The organism is Sphaerobacter thermophilus DSM 20745 (assembly GCF_000024985.1).
In the GTDB taxonomy this organism is placed as follows: domain Bacteria; phylum Chloroflexota; class Chloroflexia; order Thermomicrobiales; family Thermomicrobiaceae; genus Sphaerobacter; species Sphaerobacter thermophilus.
Genome location: NC_013523.1, coordinates 2585757 through 2602391, shown reverse-complemented (window position 1 = coordinate 2602391; position 16635 = coordinate 2585757). Strand labels below are relative to the sequence as shown.

The following is a 16635-nucleotide window of genomic DNA, read 5'->3' as shown; positions in this document are numbered from 1 at the left end:
CAACGCGGTACTAGACACGCCTCATCCGGTTCGTGGTGATTGACGAATAGGTCGGGGATACGCGATGAGCGTGTGCCCGGGGGTTTACCCCGGGCACGTGCCGACGCCGACCGCGTACACGGCGCGTGGACCATTCGAACACGGTTGAGTTGGATGTTATAGGGTGCTTTAAGGCACGAACACCATCCGGTTGAGGGCGGACCGGATGGTGTGTGAGTCGTTGGATGAGGGCGCCGGTTGTTCCCGGCGCTGCATCACACGTCTAGTAGCGGCTGTAGCTGCGCTGCTCGCGAATCGTCTGGAAGCAGTCGGAGCAGTACACCGGCTTGTCGTTCCGAGGAACGAAGGGGACCATGGTGTCCTGGCCGCAGTTGCTGCACACCGCCGGGTGCATCGTGCGCTCCGGGCGGGCGCTGTAGCTGGTGTAGCCGCCGTTGCCGCCCTCGCGGGCCGCCTTGGCCGCGCGCCGGCACGACGGGCAGCGCCTGGGCTCGTTGGTGAAGCCCTTCTCAGCGTAGAACTCCTGCTCACCGGCGGTGAACACGAACTCGGTGCCGCAGTCGCGGCAGGTCAGGGTCTTGTCTGCGAAGCTCATCTCGTCGAGATCTCCTTGGTTTCGCTTTGCCGCCCCGTTGGCGGCGCTCCGGTTTTTGGGTGAGGCTCAGGTTTTCTCGGCGAGATAAGTCGGGGACAGGCCCTCGCTGCCACCGCGGACACGCGCTTTGAAACCTTGGCCATCGACTTTGAACATTAGCACACTTCGTCGAAAAACGCTAGCCCCCTTTTCAAACTCCTGCCTGCATTTCGGTGAACCGGTCGGCAATTGGGAGCATCATCCTGCCCGTTCGGTGGTATAGTCGGCGGCGTGTCCATGCCGGACACGATCGGATTTCGGATGCGATCAGGGTCGGCCCCAGCGGCCGCCGGTGGAGACAGCAGTGACAGGGAGGGGAATCGGGCGCAACCCGCGCCAGGCGGGAGGAACGACTGGCAAGGGGAGGCCGACGCTCAGCATGCCGCCGCCGCTGCGCAACCTGCGAGGCTGGACCCGCGACGAGTGGCGCCGCTGGCTTATCCATTTCGCGATCCTGATCACCGGCCTGGCGCTCTTCGCGCTGGGACTGGTGCTGAGTCTCCAAAGCAACCTCGGAGCGAACTCCTGGACCGTCTTCCACGACGGCCTCGCGCGACGTACCCCGCTCACGATCGGGCAGGCCAGCCAGCTCGTGGGCTTTCTCATGATCGCGGCGAGCTGGCTGGTCGGCGTGCGGCCCGGTGTCGGAACCTTCATGAACATGTACCTTGTCGGGCTGTTCATGGACCTCATCCTGGAGGCCGGTTGGGTGCCGCTGGCGCAGGCCTACCCGGCGCGGGTGGCGATGCTGCTGGCCTCGGTCGGGGTGCTCGGGATCGCCACGGGGATCTATATCCGCGCCGGATTCGGCGCCGGGCCGCGAGACAGCTTCAACCTGGCGCTGATCCGGATCACCGGGCTCTCCGTCGGCGTCGTCCGCTGGCTCATCGAGTCAGCCGCCGTCCTGATCGGCATCGTGCTCGGGGGCCACTTCGGCGTGGGGACGATCCTCTCGGCGCTGCTGATGGGTCCGGCCGTCAGCGCGGGTTTCCGGCTGACCGGGTTGTCGTCGAGCGGGACGCCGCGTCGGGCCGTGGATGGACAGGGCACCGCGGCTGCGCCCATAATTGACGAGGTCGAGTCGACCGGCGACTGAGCAGGCCGCGGCGCGAGCGGCGCCCGGCGAGTACGGGGAGTGACGGGTGACGGGCAGCACCAAGGTGGAGACGAGCGAGTCGGCCGGGCTGGAGGAACTGAAGGCGCTGCGGGCACGTATGCTCCCGATGTTCGAGGCGGTGGCGCAGGAGTACGCCTCGCGCGTCGAGCCGGGGTACCCGATCGTCTTCGACAGCGTCGAGGAAGGCGGCTACTTCGGCATCCACCTCGACCCCGGCTACGGACTGTACATCATGACCGACGGCGAGTCCGTCTTTGCCCAGATCAACATCATCGGTTGGCGTACCGATGTCCGATCCAGCGCCAGCAAGGAGAAGTTTGCGGCGCTTCCCTTCGAGGGAGTCCGGCCGGTCAGCAGCCGGATGAGCGACAACCAGCTCCGGAACCTCATCGCGGAGCTGCTCTCCTACTGGAACACCCAGCCCCTCCTGATGAACCAAACCGACAGCTAGCGGGCCGGATAGCCAGGCGATTCACCGGGGGCGGGGTTGCACCCCGCTCCCGATTCGTTGTGACGATCAAACCTCGGCAGGGTGCTGGCACGTCTCCGTGGCGACCTCAGTCGAGCGACGGCGCGGGCCGGTGCGGCCGCGTGCGCGTGAGGTTCCGCAGTTCGCGCAGGATGAAATGCACAAGTACCGGGAGGCGGCGGACGTCACACCGGCTCCAGGGGGCGGTGAGGTGGGGGTGGGAGTTCGACAGTGATCAGGTCGCCGGGGCGAACGTCGCCCCCGGCGATGACGATCCCCATCACGCCCGCCTTGCGGATGAGGTTGCCGTGCTCGTCGCGGTCGAGCACCGCCTTCATCAGGCCGCGCTGGATCCCCTCGAGCTGCTTGCAGGGGTTACGCAGGCCGGTGATCTCCACGACCGCTTCCGCGCCGAGCCGCAGGCGCGTGCCGGTGGGCAGGCCGAGCAGGTCGATCCCCTCGGTGGTGATGTTCTCGCCCATCTGGCCGGGCGCGACGTTGAAGCCGGAACGGCGCAGCTCCTCGTGCAGCTCGGCATGGATCAGGTGGACCTGGCGCAGGTTCGGCTGGTTCGGGTTACGGGCCACCCGGGAGCGGTGCCGCACGGTGATCCCGGCGTGCGCGTCCCCCGCAACGCCGAGCCCCGCCAGCAGCGTGATCACCGGCTGGTTCGGCTTGCTCATGGTGTGGGTTGCACTGCGGCTGACGGCCACAACACGTCCGGTCATAGTCCCCTCTCCGGCTCGCTGCTGTCCGGGGCCGCGGGGTGTTTCACGTGAAACGTCGTCGCACGGTGCCTCCGCCATGTTTCACGTGAAACACCCGCCGCGGCTACTCCTCGACGATCCAGGGATCGACCGCGCGCTCGTAGGAGATGAGCTCCTCCGGCCGGAAGAACAGGTTGATCTCGTGCTCCGCAGACTCCGCGCCGTCCGAGGCGTGGATCAGGTTCCGGCCGATGGTGAGGCCGAAGTCGCCGCGGATGGTGCCGGGCGCCGCATCCACCGGGTTGGTGGCCCCCACGGTCGCCCGCGTCACCTCGATGGCCTTCGGCCCCTCGAGGACGCCGACCACCACCGGGGCCGAGGTGATGTACTCGACCAGGCTCGCAAAGAACGGTCGCTCCCGGTGCACCCCGTAGTGCTGCTCGGCCAGCTCGCGGCTGATCTGCATCATCTTCAGCCCGACGACCTTCAAGCCGCGCCGCTCCAGCCGCGCGATGACCTCCCCGATCAGCCCGCGCTGGACTCCATCCGGCTTCACGATGATGAGCGTTCGCTCCACGCGCGTGTCCCTCCGCTTTACCCGCTCGGCCCTCATCGGCCGCAGACAGACACAAAACACCGCCGGCAACGCCGGCGGTGCTAGCCTACCATAGCTTCCACGCTACTCGATCGCGCTTCCGTCGTCGCGGATCACCTCGGCAAGCCGGGTCAGCACCCCGTCCATCACCTCCGCCAGCCGCTCTGCAGGCGCTGCCGACTCGGTGAGCGCGACCAGCATCAGCTCGTCGCCGACCAGCAGGTGCAGCGCCCCGCCCGGGACGTTGACGCTCCCGTGTCGCTCGCCCTGCTGGAGAACGTGCTGCGCCAGGGCCGACCCGGACGCCGCCACCACCTCCGCGTCGTCGCCGTTCAGCCCGGCAGTGGCCACGATCAACCCGTCGGCCGTCGTCGCGACCACGGCAAGGACGTCGCGGTAGTCAAGCAGCTCGAGGAGGTAGTTCTCCACGCGCTACCCCCTCCGCTCGCCGCGCCGCCCCTGCGCCCGCGACACCGCCAGGCCGTAGTGGCGAGACGCCAGGTGGACGTCGCCCCGCTTGCGGTAGATCGCCCCCAGCAGCCGGTGTGCTGCCGGTACAACCTCCGGTGCCAGCTCGGTGATCCGGGTCAATCCGCGGATGACCGCCTCACTCTGGTCCGGCGCGTGGCGGTAGAGCCACTGGTAGTGCTCCAACGCCGCCTCGGCCTGCCCGGCTGCCACCAGCCCCTCGGCCAGCGCGAGCCGCGCGTCGCTGGCGTCTGGCTGCTCGCGCACCGCATCCTCCAGCGCCGCCAGGTCGACGCCCTCCGGCTCGCCGCCCTCGGGTTCCACCGGTGCCGCATCGGTGTCGGCGGCGGGCTCCAGCGGCTGGTCGCCGCTGATCCGACCGGACGCGATCAACTCCTCCTTGGCATCCCGCGCCCGCTCGACGAGTTCGGGCCCGACGCCCAGGCGTTCGATCGCGCTGCTGAACGCAGCGGCATCGACCACCTCTTCGCGGTCCGGCAGGGTCGGCGCCTCGTCCACGACCGCCTCCGTCGGTGCCGGCTCGACCTCTTCCTCCAGCCCGGCCAGGTCCGTCTCGGCGAGTGACGGCTCGACGTCTCCCTCCAGCGCGGCCAGATCCACCTCGTCCAGCAGCCGCTCCGCGTCGGCTTCGTCGGCCGCATCGGCTGCCAGCGCCGGGACCTCCTCCTCGCCCGGCACCTCAAGCGCACCCAGCGACTCGATGTCGGTCTCGGTGTCGGCTGCCTCCTCGGCCACGGGAGCTTCCTCGGCCGCTGCGAGCTCCTCCGCGACCGGGAGCACGTCGTCCTGGCGCGTGCGCTGGAAGAAGGGGATCTCCTCGTCGTCAAAGGTGAAGGGCTCAATCCCGGCAGCGTCCAGGCTACGGAGTTCGTCGGTGTAGCCCCGCGGCATCTCGCCCGGGATCGCCTCTCGGATCTCCTGGTCGATCGAATCCCAGTCCCCGGCCAGCACATCGCTGGTGTCGGTTTCGCCGGCGTCAAGCTCTGCCGCGGCATCCGGCACTGCGAAGTCCGGCTCCGGCTCGGGCGTCTCCTCGGGTGTCTCGTCGGGCAGCGCCGCAGCCGGCTCGCCGGTCATCTCCGGGTCGAAGGGCGCCAGCCCGGTGTCCTCGAGCGAGCGGAGGATGCCCGTGTAGCCGGAAAGCGGCCCGTCATCCGGCCGCGCGGCCTCGATCTCCTGATCGCTGGAGACGCCGAGCAGCGCCGAGAGATCCGGCTCTTCCTCGGCGGGCTCTGGGGCAGGCTCGGCCGCCGCGGCGGGTGGCTCCGGTTCGGCCGCCTCCGAGACGACGGGTTCCGGTTCAGTCGGTGCGGGCTCCTCCGGCTCCAGTACCCACGGCGGGAGGCCGGCTTCGTTGTCGCCGAAGGCCGCGGCGTCGAACGGCTCGATGCCGCTGTCCTCCAGTGAGCGGAGCAGGCCGGTATACCCCGCGGTGGACAGGTTGTCGGGGCGCGCGGATTCCAGCTCCTGATCGCTGGGCAGCGGAACGTCGAACGGGTCGGCAGCGTCGGGCGCGTCTTCGACGGGGATCGCCGGCTCCGGCGCCACGGATTCCCACATCGCCGCCGGCGGCGTCTCGTCAATCTCCGGCGCGGTGAAATCGGGCGCGGGGCCAATGCGCGGACGCTCCACGTCGACGGCCGGCTCGGCGAGTTCCTCCACCACCGGCGGCTCGGCCGGGAGGAAGAAGTCAACCCGGTCCGGCACGGCCGCGAGCATCTCCGCCGCGCGAGAGCCGTCGGGGTCGGCGGCCCGGACACGCTCGCGCAGCTTCGCGGCTTCCTCGTCGTTCCCCAGGCGGCGCTCGATGTCCGCCAGCAGCACCAGGGCACCAAAGGCCCCGGGCGACTGTTCCAGCACGGCCCGGCAGTTGGCGGCTGCGCGCTCCCACTCGCCCCGGCGCCAGAGCGCCTCGGCCAGTCGCAGCCGAACGTCCACCCGGCCCGGGTACTCGGCCAGCACGGCGGCGCACTCGTTCACCGCGCGGCCCCAGCGGCCGGCCTGATAATGGATCGACCCGAGCGCGGCGCGCGTGAGCTGCAGGCGTCCCTCCGGGCCGTAGGTGTCGCTCGCCAGCCGCACCACCCGCTCGCGCAGGTCGTTGCGGGTCGGCGCGATCTCCCAGGCAGCCTGGAAGAAGGCCAGGGCCTTCTCAGGCTCGCGGCGCGTCTCGGCGATGAGGCCGAGTCCCACATAGGCCCCGACGCACTGCGGGTCGCGCTGCAGTGCCGCGGTGAAGGCTCGCTCGGCGGAGGCCTCGTCCCGCTGCTCGAGGTACGCCTCACCGAGCAGTCGATGTGCGGTTACGCAGTCGGGGTAGGAGTGGAGCACCTGGCGGCACGTCTCAACGGCACGCCGGTAGTCGCCGGCGCCGATCGCGTCTTGTGCCTGTTGGACTGCCTCAGCCAGCAGAAGCGCGGGCATATCGTCCTCGATTCCGTGGGACCGATGGTCGTCCTGCGTTCGCCGTCCTGATCTGACCTGCCGCGCAGCCTGACGCCCACACGGCTCTCTCCGCAGCCGGCATATGCGGCTAGTATAGGGAGCCGCCTCGCCCTGCCTCAACGGTGGACCGGTAGCCTAATTCTCCCAATTGGCAATGCCCGCTCCGCCTGCGTCTGGCACGGATGCTGCATGGGCATCCCCGAGACCTGCCGGTGGTCGCCGTGGAGAGGAGTCGCTATGCGAGGCCCGAACCCCGCTCCCCGACCCGGAGATCAGGCACACCCCAACCCCGGCCAGACCGACCCGGAGGAGCACGACATCGTGCTTGACAGCGACCAGGACGTGCAGCAGCCGGGCTACTACTTCAACGCCATCGACGGCCAGGTCCGCTACTTCCAGCGCGGGGATACCACTCCCTCTGGGGACGGCGTCTGGTACTACCTCACTTCCGAGCCGGATGTCACGATGGATCATCTGCGCGACATCGCCGAGACGTACGGCTTCGACCTCGAACCCAACGACCTGCACCTGCCCTAGCCGCACCGGCCGACGCGCCGCCGCGTGCTATTCTCTCCTCGGATAACGCAGTGCCCGAATGGAGGGAGGGCCCATGGCTGACCCCGGCGACCGGCTGGGAGTCCTGACGACGACGCGGCGCGTGGTGGAGCAGGCACAGGCGGTGTGGATTGACCACGACGCGGTCGCGCAGATCGCAGAGGCCTTCGCCGCGCGGCAGGTGACGCCGCCGACCTGGAACCGCGAGCTCCACTGGAGCGACGGCCGGGAGGCCCTGGCCAACTACATCCTCGTGCTCGATGCGGTCAACTTCTGCTTCTGGGGCGAGCCGCGCTGGCGCATCGAGTACGCCGGCGCCGTCTACGACGGGTACTGGGCCCTGGCAGCGTCGCTGAAACGCGCACTGGAACAAGGTGTGCCGCTCACCGATGCCAGCTACCTGGCCGAGATTACCCGCGACGACGTAGCGACCATCTTCGCCGGCGAAGGGGAGATCCCGCTGCTCGACGAGCGTGCCCGCATCCTCCGCGAGACCGGGAGTGTCCTGGCCGAGCGCTTCGCCGGCCGCTTCTCGGACGCCATCGCCGCGGCCGGTAGGAGCGCCGTCGCGCTGGTCGACATCGTCACCAATGCCTTTCCCTCGTTCCGGGATGTGGCGACCTACCGGGGAGAACAGGTGCGCTTCTACAAGCGCGCCCAGATCCTCGTGAGCGACCTCTATGGCGCGTTCGATGGGTCCGACCTCGGGGCATTCGACGACCTGGGGGAGCTGACGGCCTTCGCCGACTACAAGGTGCCCCAGGTGCTCCACCACCTCGGCATCCTGCGCTACGCGCCGGCGTTGCACGACCGGCTGGCCCGCCGGGAGGAGATCCCCGCCGGCAGCCCGGAGGAGGTTGAGATCCGCGCGGCGACCATCTGGGGCGTCGAGGAGCTGCGGCGCGCGCTGGCCAGCCGCGGGCACGCGCTTGATGCCTACCAGGTGGACTGGCTGCTCTGGGACGAGGGCCAGCGCCTCCCGGCCGGTACTCTTCCCTACCACCGCACCCGCACGATCTTCTATTGATCACGCATCCTCTGAGTAACCCCCTCTCCCAACGTTGGGAGAAGGGCTGAGGGTGAGGGCCACTCTCGTGATTGGAGACGGTGCGAGATGCACCGGCACCTGAGACATGACCGGAGCGGGGTGGTCCTCGCGTGTTAATCTCTTTGTGGATGAAGATAACCGTCGTGGTTAGTAGAGACTGTGGACGGTGGGGAAAAGCGGGAAGATCCGCGTCCAGACGGGGATTTCGCCCGTGGGTGGTGTGTGGACAAGCCGTCCACGACTCCACAGGAGGCTGGGGACAGCCGGTGTGACTTCCTTGTCAATGCCACGACCATCCCCACGCCGCCCACGGCCAGACGGGCGCTTTCCCCATCAACACCGCGGGTGTACACACGGATTTCCACAAATCCACGCGGTTATCCACATCAGGCGTGGATTTCTCCACATCCCGGCCGCAGGATCGTCGCGGTCTTGACCCGGCGGCACCAGCGAGGCCTGGGAAAACGTAGCGAAGGGAGCGACGGATGCTCGAGCCACGGCCGTATACCCCGCAGGAGTTGCTGGCCTGGTGCCGGCTGACCGGATTGACGCTGGTTGGTCTGGCGCTGGCCTACGTGCGAGAACGCGAGGGCGGGATCGACGGGTTCATCGACTATGCCGCTGCCCGGCTGGGCGAAACCTGGGGCGCCATGGGGACACCCGGCGTGGAGGCGAGCACGCTCCTCCTGCAGCTCAGTGCTGAGGCGCTCGGCGGGGACGTGCGATCGCGGGCCATGACAGCCGAGGAGGGGGAGATTCTGATCTCCGATCTCCCTGGCGACGGCCTCCCCGAGGCACTGGAGGACCGGTTCGACATGACGGTCACGGTGGACGACATCCTGGGCGTGGCCGGGGTCAGCCGCGAGGAGATGAACCGGTTGTACGACGTGCTGGGCGGTATCGTGACCGGTGCGGGCTATGCCTACGCCCGGGAGTCCGAAGGCGAGGACCAGCGCCTGACCGTGCGGGCGTAAGTCGGCCGCGGCTCCGCTTATCTATCCCTGCTGGACGATCTCGATCTGGATGCCGGCGTCTACACGGCGCGCCGTGCGCCAGAGGGCGAACGCCGCAATCCCGAGCCCGGTCGCGATCAGCCAGAGCACACCGAGCCCGGTGGTCAGCACGGGGTGCGCAATCTTCAACCGCACCACCGCGAGCAGGGCACGGCCGACCGTCGCGGCCCATCCCGAGGCGCTCGCCACGTCGTCGGCGAGCAGCGGCTCCAGGCTGGTCGGGAGCAGCGTCAGAAGCACCGGCAAGAGCGCCACAAGGAAGTAGACAACGGATACGCCGATCACCAAGAACCCGATGCCGGTGCGTAGCTGATTGTGGGGGTTTTGCGGGTCGTATCGCACGCCGAACGTTCCGATCCACACCTGCAATGCCACCGCGCCGGTGAGGAGGACGACGGCGACGACCACTCCTCCAGCGGCTTGGAGGAGTGACCACCTGAGGACGACCGCGGCGATGAGGTCGGCCGCGATGACGAGGCCGGCCAGCACTCCCCAGTAGACCAGGAACTTACCAAGCGCAATCTGCCAGCCGGAGAGCGGCGCGGTGCGGAGCACCCAGGCCGCCAGACCATCCAGGGCAAACGCCGGCGCGGCGAACGCCGTACCGGCGAAGATCATGAACGTGACGAGGCCACTCTGGACGACGAACCATGTCGCGCTGGGATACTCACGGGCTATCGTCCAGCCACCGCCGGCAATGAACTGAAAAAGACCGATGCCAAAAAGGACAATCATCGGCAAGAGCGACATCCACTGCCGGATGTCGCGCCGCAGCATGGTGATCTCCTTGACGGCGATACCAGCGATCGGGCCGCGCGGTGGGGCGTAGGCCGCTGATCGTGCCCGAGTCTGCCGCTTCCTTCCGGAGCCCTCACTTATCCGCACCCAGCCGAGGCGGAAGCCGCGCTCCACCATCCTCATCGAGAGCAGGAGCAGAACGCCGCTGGTCGCGATGACGCCGAGCGCCGGCAGGATGCCGAACGGATCGGCTCGCCCGAGCCGCTCCAGCGCGATCGCGCCCCAGGTCGTCGGAAGCCAAATAGGGGCGACCGGGAGCACGTCGGGCGCGCGATCCAGCTGATCGGAGAAGCGGAAGAGCTGACCCGCCAGCGCGGCGATCAGGCCGGTCAGCGCCTGAGAGGCGACAATGATCTCGTTGAGTCGCTTGCGCGGCAGGAATCGCACCAGGGTCAGCATCATGAGGTAGCTGATCGCGACCGCCCCGGCTACGACGACAAAGACGACCAGCACCACCGCTGGGTAGTAGAGCAGGTGAGCGCCGGCGCCGATCCCGAGGCCGATCAGCGGTATCAGGATGAGGGGGATGGTCAGGAGGTTGCCGACGATCAGCGTCTGCAGGTACTTCACCAGGAAGATGCTGCGGGTGGGGATCGGCAGCGTGAAGAGCAGCTCGACATCGCGCGCGACGTAGAGCTGCCCGTACACCTGGGGCAGGTCGGCCAGGATAACCACGATGACCACGGCCGGCAGCGCCAGCCCGGCCACCGGCCGGAGCGCGTCGAGAGACGAATTCCGGCCGATCGCGTAGCCGAAGAAGGTCAGCATAGTCGCGAAGCTGAGAGCCGCGAGAGCGATGGCGATGATCACCGGCACGCGCCGCCGCGACAGCCAGGTGTGCACCCACTGACGCCACTGAGCCCAGAGGAGCAGACCGGTCATCGCCCGCCGCTCCGCTCGCCCTCCGCCAGCGCCTCGATCAACTCGGCCGACTCCGCACCACCGGTCAGCTCCAGGAAGATGTCTTCGAGCGATGCGCCGGCATGGCCGCCGCGCTCCCGCAGTTCCTCCAGCGTGCCGAGGGCGATGAGCTTCCCCTGCTGGATGATTCCGACGCGGTCGCACATCTGCTGCGCGATCTCAAGGATGTGTGTGGTGAGGAAGACAGTCGCACCGCTGTCGCAGACCCGACGGAGGAGCGTCTTGAGCGTACGCGCGCTGCGCGGGTCCAGCCCGACCGTCGGCTCGTCGAGGAAGATCACCTCGGGGTCGTGCACCAGTGCGGCGCAGATCGCCAGCTTCTGCCGCATGCCGTGGGAGTACGTCTCGATCCGGTCGTCGATGCTGTCGGTCAGGTCGAACAAGGTCAGGAGATCACGAGAGCGCCGCTCGAAGACATCCGCCGGCACGCGAAAGACCGAACCGATGAAGCGCAGGAACTCGCGTCCGGTCAGCTTCGGGAAGAGGTTCGGCTCGTCCGGCACGTAAGCAAAGCGTGCTTTGGCGGCCAGCGGCTCTCGCCAGACGTCGAAACCCGCTACCTCAGCGGTCCCCTCGTTCGGCTCCAGCAGCCCGGTCAGCATCTTGATCGTCGTGGTCTTTCCCGAGCCGTTGGGACCGAGGAATCCGAAGAGCTCTCCTGGCTGGACCACGAGGTCGAGCCGATCGACGGCGGTGAAGTCCCCGTAGCGCTTGGTGAGACCTACGGCGCGGATCGCGGGAGACACGCCCTCCCGTGGTACCTGCGCGCGTCCGTCCTGCTGCACGATTGCGCTCCTCCCGCCTTACCGGTTCAACATGCGCACGAGGTTCGCCTCCGGGCAACTATACCGCGGGTGGCCCTATCACCTGCGGGTAGGCGCTCCGGCATGTCATGAGCGGCGCAGGCGCCTCGCGCGTTCCCTGACAACACGCCCCTCTCCCAACCTTGGGAGAGGGGTTGGGAGTGAGGGCCGTTCCCGAATTGGGGACTTACCCGGCCCGCTCTTGCGGTTGGCGTGACGGCTCCGCCGCGCCGGCCAGGTACGCCAGCGCCCGGGCGGCGGCGCGTTCGCCGGAGACGATGCAGTCGGGGATGCCGACACCGCGGTACGCGGCGCCGAGGAGCAGGAGGCCGGGATGCTGCTCTAGCCGCCGGTCGATGGCTTCCACCCGCTCCAGATGGCCGAGGACGTACTGCGGCAGGGCGCGGTACCAGCGGTGGATGTACGTCAGCACCGGGGTCGCGTCCAGTCCCAGGATCTCGCGCAGTTCCCGCCGCACCAGATCCAGCAACTGGTCGTCCGGCAGATCGACCGCCTCCTCGCGCCCGGCGCTGCCGACGAAGGCGCGTAGCAGGACAAGGTCCTCCGGCGCGCGGTGCGGGAACTTGCTCGACGCCCAGGTGACGGCCGTCAACTCCCGCCCCTCGATGCGCGGGATGACGAAGCCGCGGCCGACCCCGACCTGTCCCACGTCCTCCCGGCGGTAGGCGAGCGAGATGGTCGCGGTGGAGACATAGGGGATCCCGCGCAGCAGCTCGGCGAGCTCCTCGTCGATCCCGGCGACCAGGTCGGCGGTCGCCCAGGCCGGAGTTGCCAGCAGGACGGCGTCGGCCGCGACGGCCGAGCCGTCGGCCAGGTGGACGATCCAGCCGCCGTTGACCGGCTCCACGGCTACAGCCGCCACGCCGACCCGCCAATCGATCCCATCGAGGGAGGCGACCAGCGCGTCGATCAACTCGCCCAGCCCGTCGCGGAGCGAGAGGAACGCGCCGCGGGGCTGGCCACCAGCGGGCGGAGGCGGCGGGGCCGCACGCCGCTGCGCCAGCATCCCGCGGATCAGGCTGCCGTAGCGCAGTTCGGTCTCGCGCAGGCGCGGGAAGGTCGCGAGCAGGCTCAACTGCTCGGCATCCCCGGCGTAGATGCCGGAGAGAAGCGGTTGGGCCATGTGGTCGAAGACCTCATCACCGAAGCGGCGACGGACGAAGCTGGCGACCGACTCATCCGCGTCGTCGAGCCGCGGCCGGCGGAAGTACTCGGTCGCCAGGCGCAGCTTGCCGCGCGTCGAGAGGAGGCGCGAGCGGAGGAGGGGCCGGACCTTGGTCGGCACCAGCATAGTGATCCCCTCCGGCAGCGGCTCGAGCCGGCCGCGGTGGAGGATGTAGGTGCCACCGCTCTCCCGGGTGGTGCTGACGATGCGATCGCCGAGGCCCAGCACCTCGCAGAGGGCGGCGGCGGCCGGCTTGCTGGCGAGGAAGGAGTCGGGTCCGGCCTCGATCACCAGGCCCTCCATCCGCTCGGTGCGGATCTTGCCGCCCAGGCGGGTATCGGCCTCGACCAGCGTCAGGGCCAGCCCGGTGTCGGCCTGCCGCAGCCGGTAGGCCGCGGCCAGCCCTGCGATGCCGCCGCCGATGATCGCGACGCGACCCGCTGCCATCCGCCCGTCCCCTTCGCTACGCTCGCTACTCCGTCGCCGCGGCCTGCACGGGCTGGCCGAGCCGCTCGCGCACCGCGTCGGCCACCGCCCGGCAGAGCAGGGGGTGGTCGTTCAGCGACTCGGTCCGCTCCAGTCGCATCCCCAGGCTCTTGGCTAGTTCCCGCGCCTCGATGTCGATGTCGTAGAGCACCTCGACATGGTCGCAGACGAAGCCGATCGGCACGACGAGGACGTTCCGGACCCCCTCACCTGCCAGGGCCTCCAGCGTCTCCTCCAGCGCCGGGCCGAGCCAGGGATCGGCCGTTGCCCCGGCGCTCTGATACGCGAAGCGCCAGCGACGCGGCTTCACCTCCGCGACCACGGTCTCCACCGAGATGCGGAGCTCCTCCGGATAGGGGTCGCCCCACTGGAGGATCCGCTCTGGCAGGCTGTGCGCGGTGAAGACCAGGGCGACATCGTCCCGCTCCTCCTCGGGGAAGCGCTCGAGCGCGTCCCGGATGCGTCCGGCGACGGCGGCGATGAAGGCGGGCTGGGTCTTCCAGCTCTCGATCGACAGGACCGGCACGCTGGCGTTGTTCTCCTGCAGCGCCTTGTCCAACTGCTCCAGATAGGCGCCGACGCTCATGCGGGAATAGTGGGGAGCCATCACAATCGCGACCAGCGTGTCGACGCCGTCGGCCAGGATGTCCGGCACCACCTCACGGATGTAGGGGTGCCAGTGGCGCATGCCGACGTAGGTGCGGAACGTCAGGCCGGCCGCCTCGGCCGCCGCGTCGTTCAGCTCCCGCTCGACACCGGCTGCCTGGGCCTGGGTCAACTCCACGATCTGCGAGCGCCCGCCGATAGCGCGGTAGCGCTCGGTCAACTCGGCCAGCAACTCGTCCGAGTAGGGTCGCCCGCCGCGCACGTCCAGGAGGTAGGCGGGGATGTCCTCGAGCGAGTTGGGGCCACCGTAGGCCATCATCAGCACGCCAACGCGCGGCCCGACCGTCACCGCGCTCTGCCCCTGCTCATCCATCCGCTGCGACTCGTCCATTCGAGATGTCTCCGTCGTCTCCAAAGCGATAACGCTCACTCGGCCCTCGCGACTCAGCTCGCCGCGAGGGCTGCATCCTCCGCGTCGTAGTCAAAGCGCGCCGGGTCGTACTCGGCCGGCGGGTTGGCCCGCTCCCAGGCGATCGTGCGGCGCAACGCCTCCTCCTGCGGGATCGGCTCAACGTAGCCGAGTTCCTGGCGGATGCGCGTGGTGTCCATCGCCAGGTCGTGAGTCAGATCGCCGGGGATCGTTGACACGCCGCGCAGCCGCTCGGGCGGGACCGTCACAACCTCCCCGTCCCAGCCGGCGGCCCGTCCGATGGCGCGCACCCAGTCCGCCTCGCTAAGCGGCTCCGGCTCGGCGACGTTGTAGACCCGCCCGGCGGCACGGGGGTCGGTCGCCGCCAGCGCGATCGCCGCGGCGACGTTCTCCACGTAGCCGCGCGCGCCCCGCCAGCGTGCGGCGATCTCGTCCAGGACGATGACGCGCCGGCCGTCGTCCATCCGCTTGAGATACGGGAAGAGACGGTGCTGGGTATCACCCGGGCCGTAGACGATCGGCAGGCGCAGCACCGTGCCGGGGAGGGCCGGGTCGCTCATGACCACGCGCTCCACCAGGATCTTGTCGTAGTCGTCCCGCCAGCGGTGAGGGTCATCCGGCGCGCGCGGCGTGTCGCCGCGGTAGGGATAGATCCGCTGGCGCAGCGGCGACTCCTCCGTCAGCAGCCCTGGCTCGGGCGGCCCCGACTCGATCCCGATGAGGCGGCCGAACGCGGCGTACACATCGGCGCTGCTGATGACGGTCAGGCGCCCGGCGATCCCGGTCAGCCCGGCCACTGTGGCGCGGGCATCGGCCTCGGTGAAGGCGAACATGTCGATCGCGGCGTCGGGGGCCAGGCGTGCAATCTCGTCCCGGCGGGTGGGGAGGTCATACCGATCGCCGTAGAGGTGGTGTACCTGGGGAGGGAGCTGCGCCTGAGTCTGCCCCCGGTGGTACACCGTCACCTCATGGCCGTTTTCGACCAGGTGCCGGACGACGTACGGTCCGATAAAGCGGGTCCCACCGATGACCAGAATGCGCATGCGTTCCCCTTACGTATTGCGTGTTCCGTATTGCGTATTGCGTGGTCCGTGTTTCGTCTTCTCCCCTTTCCCAACTTTGGGAGAGGGGTCGGGGGTGAGGGCCCTCCCACGGAACACGCAACACGCAATACGTCCTATGTCCCCGTCAGTTCGTGCACCAGTTCGACCACATAGCGGACGTTGTCGACCGGCGTCTCGGGCAGGATGCCGTGACCCAGGTTGAATATGTGGCCCGGGCGTCCCCCGGCGCGGGCCAGGATGTCCCGCACATGGCGCTCGATCTCCTCCCGCGGCGCGAAGAGCACCAGCGGATCCAGGTTCCCCTGCACCGCCCGGTCGTGCCCGACGCGTGCCCAGCCGTCGTCGAGCGCGATGCGCCAGTCGATGCCGACCACGTCGGCGCCGGTGGTCGCCATCAATGACAGCAGCCCGGCGGTGCCGGTGCCGAAGACGATCACCGGGACGCCGAGCGGCGCCACGTGGGCGACGATGCGCTGCACATAGGGGAGTACCCGCCGCTCGTAGTCGAGCGGGCTGAGCGCGCCGACCCATGAGTCGAAGAGCTGGACGGCCTGTGCCCCGGCCCTGATCTGCCCGGCTAGGTAGCGGGCCGTCATGTCGGCCAGCTTCTCCATCAGCGCGTCCCACACATCGGGCGCGCGGTACATCATCTCCTTGGTGCGGCGGTAGTGGCGGGAACTGCCCCCTTCGATCAGGTAGCTGGCGACGGTGAAGGGGCCTCCAGCAAAGCCGATCAGCGGCACCCGCCCGTCCAATTCCCGCCGGATCAGTCGGACCGCCTCCAGCACGGCGGGCGTGGCCTCCTCCGGGTCGCGCACGACCAGCCGGGCGACATCGGCAGCCTCGCGCACCGGGTTGTGGATCACCGGTCCCTCCCCGGCGGCGAACTCCAGATCAATCCCCATCGGCACCAGCGGGAGGAGGATGTCGGCAAAGAGGATGGCGGCGTCCACCCCGAGCCGGTCGATCGGCTGGAGCGTCACCTCGGCGGCGAGGTCGGGTTGGGCACAGATTTCAAGTAAGGTGTGGCGGGCACGGATGGCGCGGTACTCGGCCATATAGCGTCCGGCCTGCCGCATGAACCAGACCGGCGTCCGGTCCACCGGCTCGCGCCGGCAGGCACGCAGAAAACGGTCGGCGGCCGTGATCCCGTCGGCCACAGGCTCCTCCTGCTCCATCGCGGCGGAGTTGCGGGCGCAACCCCTCCCGCCCCGGATTCTACCACCTGGTCCCGGACCGCTCGGCGCGGCCAACGCGAGGCTCGGACGT

16 protein-coding genes are annotated in these 16635 nt (G+C 69.1%); 5 read left to right on the top strand and 11 right to left on the bottom strand.

Annotated elements, in window-relative coordinates; all coding sequences use genetic code 11:
* Positions 1-262: 262 nt before the first annotated feature.
* A complete protein-coding gene (locus STHE_RS11735; protein WP_012872801.1) occupies positions 263-595 on the bottom strand; it encodes a zinc-ribbon domain containing protein in 333 nt (110 codons plus the stop codon).
* A 343-nt stretch (positions 596-938) separates the two neighbouring features.
* Between STHE_RS11735 and STHE_RS11730 the strand changes: the two genes are divergently transcribed.
* Together STHE_RS11730 and STHE_RS11725 are read left to right on the top strand one after the other, a co-directional pair.
* The gene (locus STHE_RS11730) at positions 939-1730 is read left to right on the top strand and encodes a YczE/YyaS/YitT family protein (protein ID WP_174265936.1); all 792 of its coding nucleotides are present in this window, start codon (positions 939-941) and stop codon (positions 1728-1730) included.
* 46 nt (positions 1731-1776) lie between these two features.
* Positions 1777-2202: a hypothetical protein gene (locus tag STHE_RS11725; RefSeq protein ID WP_012872799.1), complete on the top strand. Its 426-nt coding sequence runs from the start codon at positions 1777-1779 to the stop codon at positions 2200-2202.
* A 203-nt stretch (positions 2203-2405) separates the two neighbouring features.
* On the opposite strand, the gene STHE_RS11720 is transcribed toward STHE_RS11725, so the two are convergent.
* The 4 genes from STHE_RS11720 to STHE_RS11705 form a co-directional block, all read right to left on the bottom strand.
* Positions 2406-2948, bottom strand: coding sequence for an MOSC domain-containing protein (locus STHE_RS11720; RefSeq protein WP_012872798.1), 543 nt, complete (start codon positions 2946-2948; stop codon positions 2406-2408).
* Between the two features lie 103 nt (positions 2949-3051).
* On the bottom strand, positions 3052-3504 hold the full coding sequence (gene ndk, locus STHE_RS11715; protein ID WP_012872797.1) for a nucleoside-diphosphate kinase: 453 nt from the start codon (positions 3502-3504) through the stop codon (positions 3052-3054).
* 102 nt (positions 3505-3606) lie between these two features.
* Positions 3607-3951: a hypothetical protein gene (locus tag STHE_RS11710; protein WP_012872796.1), complete on the bottom strand. Its 345-nt coding sequence runs from the start codon at positions 3949-3951 to the stop codon at positions 3607-3609.
* Positions 3952-3954: 3 nt separating this feature from the next.
* Complete coding sequence (locus STHE_RS11705) at positions 3955-6435, bottom strand: tetratricopeptide repeat protein (RefSeq protein WP_012872795.1); 2481 nt, start codon at positions 6433-6435, stop codon at positions 3955-3957.
* Positions 6436-6693: 258 nt separating this feature from the next.
* Between STHE_RS11705 and STHE_RS11700 the strand changes: the two genes are divergently transcribed.
* The 3 genes from STHE_RS11700 to STHE_RS11690 all read left to right on the top strand — a co-directional run bounded on the left by STHE_RS11700 (position 6694) and on the right by STHE_RS11690 (position 9033).
* On the top strand, positions 6694-6993 hold the full coding sequence (locus STHE_RS11700) for a hypothetical protein (protein ID WP_012872794.1): 300 nt from the start codon (positions 6694-6696) through the stop codon (positions 6991-6993).
* Positions 6994-7066: 73 nt separating this feature from the next.
* Positions 7067-8038 carry a queuosine 5'-phosphate N-glycosylase/hydrolase gene (locus tag STHE_RS11695; RefSeq protein ID WP_012872793.1) on the top strand — a complete coding sequence of 324 codons (972 nt, stop codon included), beginning with the start codon at positions 7067-7069 and terminating at the stop codon, positions 8036-8038.
* Between the two features lie 506 nt (positions 8039-8544).
* Entirely contained in the window at positions 8545-9033 is a 489-nt protein-coding gene (locus STHE_RS11690) for a hypothetical protein (RefSeq protein WP_012872792.1), read from the top strand.
* A 21-nt stretch (positions 9034-9054) separates the two neighbouring features.
* Here the strand turns inward: STHE_RS11690 and STHE_RS11685 are convergent, their stop codons facing one another.
* The 6 genes from STHE_RS11685 to hemE form a co-directional block, all read right to left on the bottom strand.
* The gene (locus tag STHE_RS11685; protein WP_012872791.1) at positions 9055-10752 is read right to left on the bottom strand and encodes a putative ABC transporter permease subunit; all 1698 of its coding nucleotides are present in this window, start codon (positions 10750-10752) and stop codon (positions 9055-9057) included.
* On the bottom strand, positions 10749-11576 hold the full coding sequence (locus tag STHE_RS11680) for an ABC transporter ATP-binding protein (protein ID WP_012872790.1): 828 nt from the start codon (positions 11574-11576) through the stop codon (positions 10749-10751). The genes STHE_RS11685 and STHE_RS11680 overlap by 4 nt, the downstream gene beginning before the upstream one ends.
* 205 nt (positions 11577-11781) lie before the next feature.
* Positions 11782-13227: a protoporphyrinogen oxidase gene (hemG, locus tag STHE_RS11675; RefSeq protein WP_012872789.1), complete on the bottom strand. Its 1446-nt coding sequence runs from the start codon at positions 13225-13227 to the stop codon at positions 11782-11784.
* 25 nt (positions 13228-13252) lie between these two features.
* Positions 13253-14263, bottom strand: a complete 1011-nt coding sequence (gene hemH, locus STHE_RS11670; RefSeq protein ID WP_012872788.1) for a ferrochelatase — start codon at positions 14261-14263, stop codon at positions 13253-13255.
* Positions 14264-14316: 53 nt separating this feature from the next.
* Positions 14317-15345, bottom strand: coding sequence for an NAD-dependent epimerase/dehydratase family protein (locus tag STHE_RS11665; RefSeq protein WP_012872787.1), 1029 nt, complete (start codon positions 15343-15345; stop codon positions 14317-14319).
* 134 nt (positions 15346-15479) lie between these two features.
* The gene (gene hemE, locus STHE_RS11660; protein WP_052295310.1) at positions 15480-16544 is read right to left on the bottom strand and encodes a uroporphyrinogen decarboxylase; all 1065 of its coding nucleotides are present in this window, start codon (positions 16542-16544) and stop codon (positions 15480-15482) included.
* Positions 16545-16635 lie beyond the last annotated feature (91 nt).